This is a genomic window from Synergistaceae bacterium, assembly GCA_012728235.1.
Classification (GTDB): domain Bacteria; phylum Synergistota; class Synergistia; order Synergistales; family Synergistaceae; genus JAAYFL01.
Genome location: JAAYFL010000026.1, coordinates 1 through 3,424, shown reverse-complemented (window position 1 = coordinate 3,424; position 3,424 = coordinate 1). Strand labels below are relative to the sequence as shown.

The following is a 3,424-nucleotide window of genomic DNA, read 5'->3' as shown; positions in this document are numbered from 1 at the left end:
TTTTAATAGTCTTGATATTACTGCCATCCTTTGTATCAATCTGGTCAGAAAGCCTAAGGGAATATATTCGAAATCTTCTGAGTTTAGAAGTTGCAGTTTTACTACTCTTAATATATGTTGCCCTTATAATAGCTATATCTCCATTTATATTTAGATACAAACTAAGAGATAATAATTAAAAAACAAATAGTATTAAATCAACCTTTTAGAAATATATGACTATGGTTTTGAATTCCACAAGACTTAAAATATATTCGGTAGAAGCTCTTTAAATAAATAAAAATTTTAGTAAAGCTTCGGAATTCAAAATTGATTTACACTGAATCATTGCACCTAGGTGCAATGGATAGGAGTCTTAAATGTTGTGTCCCTATTGTGGAAAAGAAATGGAAAAAGGACTCATTCAAAGTGGCCGAACAATTTTCTGGTCACGTAAAAAGAAAAAGCTATTCTTTTTACCGGATCCAACATTAGATGACATCAAAATTGCTGGAGGTATGAATGGCTGTGTTAAAGAAGCCAATCTCTGTAAAAGTTGCAATAAGATTGTTGTTGATATTGCCGATGAATAATTGGCAGTAAGCAAAATTTGTTGATATGGGTTTTCATGGTAATTTGAAAGAAATACTTTATAATTAAATGAATAAACTCAGGGGAATAATAAATTCAAGCAAAGGATAAAATAAAGCCCGAAAAAAGTGGTGAAATATCTTTAGGAAAAAAAATAAAGAGGAAGTTAGTAATTACACTGACCTCCTCTTTAATCTTATTTATGGCCTTCTTCAGGCACTATACAAATAAATTTAAATACACCTTCACCTGCATTTTTAAATTTATGCAATGTATCCGCTGGGATATAGGCATAGGAACCTGCTTTTACTTCATGTTCTTCTCCGTTTATAAAGAGAGTACCATTTCCATCTAACATATAATTTATATGTGGCCATGGATGGCTATGCTTGGGAGAGTATCCGCCTTCTGTTAATTCTAATACTCTCATTACATATCCCTCCCAGCCTTCCTTTGGTGAGATCAGTGCTTTCATGGATGCACCCTTAGCATCTGGGCTATTAAAGATGACGGCTTCTAGATTATCTTCATGGGCTATTTTCATTTGATTGCTCCTTATGATTTTATATATTTTAATTATACCCTAAAATGGCATAAAGATTGAAATGAATAGAAATTTTATACCTAGAGTTAATTTTGTAATTGCACTTTAAATATACTATCCGAAATAAATAAAAATAAAAGCGAGAGAAAATCGGTAAGGCTTCTACACTGTCCAATGAAAGTATTTAATGATAAATGAATTTTATTAAAAATCCAAATTTAGGTGTGATCCTAGTTGTATATCTGTTGTCTGTGATAAATAAAGTCCTGTCTGAGAGTCCGTTATATTGTCTCAAACAGGACTTTATTATTTTACACGGACATTTAACCTTTTCAATCTTAGTCTATTGTTTATTTTTATAACTTGGAAATTTTGGAAAGGACTTCTTTAAAATCTGGAATTTCTGAGATTTTATAGACTTCGACCCACTCTATTTTGCCGTTTTCATCTATTAGAAAATTGGCTCTTCCAGATGCGTTCATTTCTTCCGAAAAAACACCGAAAGCTTTTGCCACTTCTCCTAGGGGATTGTAGTCCGATAGCATTTGTAGCTTACTTATATTTATCACTTTTCCCCAGGCTGATTTTGAGTATTGATGGTCTACGTTAATTCCCAGTGGTACTATATTTTTTTCTATGAATCCATCATAGGCGAGCTCAAGGGCTCTCATATGATCCAGTCAACCTGCTGTCCATGCTAAAGGATGAAAGGATAGCAATACTTTTTTTCCTTTAAAGTCCTTTAAGTTTACTTCTTTGCCATTTTGATCTTTTAATTTAAAATCTAAAGCCTCTTGACCTACTTTAATTACATCTTTCATTATATCCCTCCTTTATAAAGGATTACCCTAGAAGATTACTAATAATCTACTAACTAAGAAAGAGCACGATGTATATAAAATACGACTACTCTTTTTCTGCTGATAAGCTTAAATAATTTAGAAGTTCCCCGGGAGTGTAAATGGGGCTTTGGCAGGAGAAGTTCTCACATACATAGGCGGCGAAGCCATGGGATGTATCGTAGTTTTTTAGTTCAGGAAAGATTTGTTTTTCTTCAAAGGAGCCACCATAGAATATCAGTGTCGTAAAGGGAAGATATTCTTTCTGGATCCGGCTGTATACCTGCCTTGCCTCATCATCGCTCTTTTGTGCACAAATTATTATTTGCCTATGGGGCATTGTGTTTTCTAGAAGCAAGGAAATGAAGTGAAGACAGGCGGCGGGCATAGTGGCAGCAGTGCTAATAAAGGCTTTGGAAGCTTTTTCGTACATAGCTGATAGCTTTGTATCCCCAGTTAGTTTTGTAAGGTTATCAAGGCATTGGAGGGCGCAGGAGGTACCTGAAGGCATAGCGCCGTCATGTTCATCCTTGGGACGAAGAAACACCTCCTTGTCATCTTTACTCGTCATGTAGAAACAGCTCTTTTCATCGTCCCAGAAGAGGGAGATCATTTTACTAGCCAGGGATTTTGCTTCTTTAAGATAGTTAAGATCCAGGGTGGCCCTGTAGAGCTCGATTAGGCCATTGGCAAAATTGGCATAATCTGAAAGAAAGGCCTTTGATGGCTTTGCCCCTTCAATATACACGCCGAAGAGTTCTCCGCTTTCCTTGGTCTTTTCCAAGATAAAATCCGCGGCCTTTTTCGCGCTGTGGATATAATCCTTATTTCCTGTTACCTCTGCGGCACGGCACAGGGCTTCTATCATAAAGCCATTCCAAGACACGGATATTTTAGTGTCTTTGAAGGGCCGTGGTCTTTTGCTTCTTATATCATATAGCTTAGGCAGTATTGTATCGCCACCCTTGCCCTCACCGGTGATGTGCAGTATGTTTTTGCCTTCAAAGTTTCCCCTCGGGCTCACACCGTAGTTTTCTTCTAACCACCGTAGTTCATCCGAAAGGAGTTTTTCTTTCAGCTCTTCGTATTCAAAGACGTAGAATTTGCCTTCTTCTCCTTCTGAATCGGCATCTTCGGCGGAGAAAAACCCACAGCTATTTGATTGCATATCACGGAGGGCATAATGGGCGATGCCATCGATTATGGTATTGAATTCATGGTTTTTGGTTAGACTAAAGGCTTCGCTGTAGGCAAGTAGGAGTAAGGCGTTATCGTAGAGCATCTTCTCGAAGTGGGGCACCAGCCACTGCCTGTCGGTTGAGTAGCGTGAAAAGCCACCGCCTAGATGGTCGTATATCCCACCATAGTACATCTGAGTTAAGGTCTGTTGGGCCATATGCAGTGCGCTATCATCCTTATTTGCCCAAGCGTATTTTAGAAGAAAGAGTAGGTTATGGGGTGTGGGAAATTT

General features: G+C 37.4%; 5 protein-coding genes. 1 reads left to right on the top strand and 4 read right to left on the bottom strand.

What is annotated here, in order from left to right; genetic code table 11:
* Window positions 1–386: 386 nt before the first annotated feature.
* Complete coding sequence (locus tag GXZ13_01820; GenBank protein NLX74577.1) at window positions 387–572, top strand: hypothetical protein; 186 nt, start codon at window positions 387–389, stop codon at window positions 570–572.
* Between the two features lie 194 nt (window positions 573–766).
* Here GXZ13_01820 and GXZ13_01815 read toward each other — a convergent pair whose 3' ends face one another.
* The 4 genes from GXZ13_01815 to GXZ13_01800 all read right to left on the bottom strand — a co-directional run bounded on the left by GXZ13_01815 (window position 767) and on the right by GXZ13_01800 (window position 3,349).
* Entirely contained in the window at window positions 767–1,114 is a 348-nt protein-coding gene (locus GXZ13_01815) for a cupin domain-containing protein (protein ID NLX74576.1), read from the bottom strand.
* A 356-nt stretch (window positions 1,115–1,470) separates the two neighbouring features.
* Window positions 1,471–1,785, bottom strand: coding sequence for a redoxin domain-containing protein (locus tag GXZ13_01810; protein ID NLX74575.1), 315 nt, complete (start codon window positions 1,783–1,785; stop codon window positions 1,471–1,473).
* A 9-nt stretch (window positions 1,786–1,794) separates the two neighbouring features.
* A complete protein-coding gene (locus tag GXZ13_01805) occupies window positions 1,795–1,935 on the bottom strand; it encodes a redoxin domain-containing protein (GenBank protein NLX74574.1) in 141 nt (46 codons plus the stop codon).
* Window positions 1,936–2,020: 85 nt separating this feature from the next.
* Window positions 2,021–3,349 carry a thioredoxin domain-containing protein gene (locus GXZ13_01800; protein NLX74573.1) on the bottom strand — a complete coding sequence of 443 codons (1,329 nt, stop codon included), beginning with the start codon at window positions 3,347–3,349 and terminating at the stop codon, window positions 2,021–2,023.
* Between the last annotated feature and the right edge of the window lie 75 nt (window positions 3,350–3,424).

Excerpts from the sequence above, each read along its gene's own strand:
- GXZ13_01805 (NLX74574.1), bottom strand. The coding sequence starts at position 1,935 with ATGAAAGATGTAATTAAAGTAGGTCAAGAGGCTTTAGATTTTAAATTA.
- GXZ13_01810 (NLX74575.1), bottom strand. The coding sequence starts at position 1,785 with ATGAGAGCCCTTGAGCTCGCCTATGATGGATTCATAGAAAAAAATATA.
- GXZ13_01820 (NLX74577.1), top strand. The coding sequence starts at position 387 with ATGGAAAAAGGACTCATTCAAAGTGGCCGAACAATTTTCTGGTCACGT.
- GXZ13_01815 (NLX74576.1), bottom strand. The coding sequence starts at position 1,114 with ATGAAAATAGCCCATGAAGATAATCTAGAAGCCGTCATCTTTAATAGC.
- GXZ13_01800 (NLX74573.1), bottom strand. The coding sequence starts at position 3,349 with ATGGCCCAACAGACCTTAACTCAGATGTACTATGGTGGGATATACGAC.